Raw genomic sequence first — 3,270 nt, 5'->3', positions numbered from 1 at the left:
TCGCGGCGTTGTCGTCCATCACCATGGCTCCGCCATGGCTCAGTCCTCCGCCTTGCGATGCACGCACCCCAGCCCCGCTCCTTCACCCACCCCCCCCAATTGCCGGTCGGTCTAACCCGAATCGCAGGAGGATTCTCAGTAAAATCGCCCAGAAGGTCGCACCGCGCGACAGGACCGACATCTCACCATGAGGACTGGTCACGTGAAGGCTCTCGTACTGTCCGGAGGGGCGGGCACCCGCCTCCGTCCCATCACGCACACCTCGGCCAAACAGCTGGTCCCCGTGGCGAACAAGCCGGTGCTCTTCTACGGCCTGGAAGCGATCGCGGAGGCCGGCGTCACCGAAGTCGGCATCATCGTGGGCGACACCGCCGAGGAGATCCGCGAGGCGGTCGGCGACGGTTCCCGGTTCGGCCTCGATGTCACCTACATCCCGCAGGCCGAGCCGCTCGGGCTCGCACACGCGGTGCTGATCGCCCGTGACTTCCTGGGCGACGACGACTTCGTGATGTACCTCGGTGACAACTTCATCGTCGGCGGGATCGCCGGTCTGGTCGAGGAGTTCCGCGCGGACCGGCCCGAGGCCCAGATCCTGCTGACCCGGGTGCCCAATCCGACCGCGTTCGGTGTCGCCGAACTCGACGGCGACGGCCGGGTGGTGGCCCTGGAGGAGAAGCCGAAGAGGCCCAAGAGCGATCTTGCGCTCGTCGGCGTCTATCTCTTCACACCCGCCGTCCACGAGGCGGTGCGCTCGATCCAGCCGTCCTGGCGCGGCGAGCTGGAGATCACGCACGCCATCCAGTGGCTGATCGACCAGCGGCGCGACGTCCGCTCCACCACGATCCGCGGGTACTGGAAGGACACCGGCAATGTCACCGACATGCTGGAGGTCAACCGAACCGTGCTGGAGACCGTCGAGCCGTCCGTCGAGGGCGCCGACGTCGACGACGACAGCGAGATCATCGGCCGGGTCCGGATCGAGGCGGGCGCCAAGGTCACCGGCAGCCGGATCGTCGGTCCCGTGATCATCGGTGCGGGATCGGTGATCAGCGGCGCGTACGTCGGCCCGTTCACTTCGATCGCGCAGAACTGCCGGATCGAGGACAGCGAGATCGAGTACTCCATCGTTCTGCAGGGCGCCTCCATCGCCGGTGTCCGCCGCGTCGAGGCATCGCTCATCGGCCATGACGTCGAAGTGACCCCCGCACCCCGATCCCCGTCCGCCCACCGACTCGTGCTCGGCGACCACAGCAAGGTGCAGATCTCTTCATGACGACCAACATCCTGGTGACCGGTGGGGCCGGCTTCATCGGTTCGCACTACGTCCGTACGGTGCTCGGCCCGCAGGGGCCCGGCGATGTCGCCGTCACCGTGCTCGACAAGCTCACCTACGCGGGCAACCCGGCCAATCTCGACGAGGTCCGCGAGCACCCCGGCTTCGCCTTCGTGCAGGGCGACATCTGCGACCCCGAGCTGGTCTCCAAGCTGATGGCCGAGCACGACGAGGTGGTGCACTTCGCCGCCGAGTCGCATGTGGACCGGTCCATCGACGGCGGTGCCGAGTTCGTCCGTACGAATGTGGTGGGCACCCACACCCTGATCCACGCCGCACACCTGGCGGGCATCAGGACCTTCGTGCACATCTCCACCGATGAGGTCTACGGTTCGATCGACGAGGGCTCCTGGCCCGAGACCGACCCGCTGGCGCCCAACTCGCCGTACTCCGCGGCCAAGGCGTCCAGCGATCTGATCGCCCTCTCGTACCACCGCACCCACGGCCTCGATGTGCGGGTGACCCGTTGCTCCAACAACTACGGGCACCACCACTTCCCCGAGAAGGTCATCCCGCTGTTCGTCACGAACCTACTGGACGGCAGGACGGTCCCGCTGTACGGAGACGGCGCCAACGTTCGCGACTGGCTGCACATCGACGACCATGTGCGGGGCATCGAGCTGGTCCGTACGAAGGGCCGGGCCGGCGAGGTCTACAACATCGGCGGCGGCACCGAGCTCTCCAACAAGGAACTCACCGGCCTGCTGCTGGACGCCTGCGGCGCCGACTGGGACACCGGCGTCACCTACGTCGAGGACCGCAAGGGCCACGACCGCCGCTACTCCGTCGACTGCACGAAGATCCGCGAGGAGCTCGGCTACGAGACCCGCAAGGATTTCCGCACCGGACTCGCGGAAACCGTGCAGTGGTACCGCGACAACCGTGCCTGGTGGGAGCCGCTGAAGAGCCGGGCCGCCCTGTGAGCGCCGCCTGGCTGGTGACCGGAGCCGCCGGGATGCTCGGCCAGGACGTCCTGGCCCGGCTCGCCGGCGAGGGCCTCACCGCGGTCGCCGCCGACCGCGCGGCCATGGACATCACCGACCCCGCCTCGGTGCGGGCGGGCTTCGAGCGGCACCGTCCCGCCGTTGTCGTGAACTGCGCCGCCTGGACCGCCGTCGACGACGCCGAGTCCCAGGAGGACGCGGCGCTGCGGGTCAACGGCACGGGCCCGGAGGTCCTCGCCGCCGCCTGCCGCGAGTACGGCACGGTCCTCCTCCAGGTCTCCACCGACTACGTCTTCGCCGGGGACGCCGAGAAGCCGTACCCGGAGGACGCCACGACCGGCCCGCGCAGCGCCTACGGGCGGACCAAACTGGCGGGGGAGCGCGCGGTCCTGGAGACCCTTCCGGACACCGGTTACGTCGTCCGCACCGCCTGGCTGTACGGCGCGGGCGGCCCCAACTTCGTTCGTACGATGATCAAGCTGGAGGGAATCAAGGACACCCTCGACGTCGTCGACGACCAGCGAGGACAGCCCACCTGGACCGCCGACCTGGCAGGCCTGCTGGTCCGGCTCGGGCAGGCCGCCCTGGCAGGAACCGCCCCCGCGGGCGTCTACCACGGCACCAGCGGTGGTGAGACGACCTGGTTCGGCTTCACCCGGGAGATCTTCCGGCTGCTGGGCGCCGACCCGGCACGCGTCCGCCCCACCACCAGCGACGCCTTCGTCCGGCCGGCGCCCCGGCCCGCGTTCAGCGTGCTCGGGCACGACCGCTGGGCGGCGGCCGGAATGGAACCGGTCCGCGACTGGCGGGAGGCGCTGGCGGAGGCATTTCCGGCACTGCTCCGAGCGGAACGCCTTTGATCATCCAATGATCGTATTGATAACTGGTCTCCTGTATCCCGGGCGGTTTCCATCGGTGGTTGCGACTCCTGGAAGGAGTCCGTCCGATGCCGAAGTATCCGCCGAACCGGCTGCCGCTGTCGGTGCCCAAGGA

General features: G+C 68.8%; 3 protein-coding genes. All 3 read left to right on the top strand.

All coding sequences use genetic code 11. The features are described 5' to 3' along the window. The first annotated feature begins 202 nt into the window (after positions 1 to 202). The 3 genes from ACWD6R_RS40150 to rfbD are packed head-to-tail and all read left to right on the top strand — an operon-like array spanning position 203 to position 3,137. Positions 203 to 1,273, top strand: coding sequence for a glucose-1-phosphate thymidylyltransferase (locus ACWD6R_RS40150; protein ID WP_451823282.1), 1,071 nt, complete (start codon positions 203 to 205; stop codon positions 1,271 to 1,273). Continuing rightward, positions 1,270 to 2,256 carry a dTDP-glucose 4,6-dehydratase gene (rfbB, locus tag ACWD6R_RS40145; protein ID WP_451823281.1) on the top strand — a complete coding sequence of 329 codons (987 nt, stop codon included), beginning with the start codon at positions 1,270 to 1,272 and terminating at the stop codon, positions 2,254 to 2,256. The genes ACWD6R_RS40150 and rfbB overlap by 4 nt, the downstream gene beginning before the upstream one ends. Next, positions 2,253 to 3,137, top strand: coding sequence for a dTDP-4-dehydrorhamnose reductase (gene rfbD, locus ACWD6R_RS40140; protein ID WP_451823280.1), 885 nt, complete (start codon positions 2,253 to 2,255; stop codon positions 3,135 to 3,137). Before rfbB ends, rfbD begins: the two co-directional genes overlap by 4 nt. Positions 3,138 to 3,270 lie beyond the last annotated feature (133 nt).

Source organism: Streptomyces sp. NPDC005151 (assembly GCF_053599875.1).
Note: the sequence above shows the minus strand (reverse complement) of the source record. Positions and strands in the feature narration are given on the sequence as shown.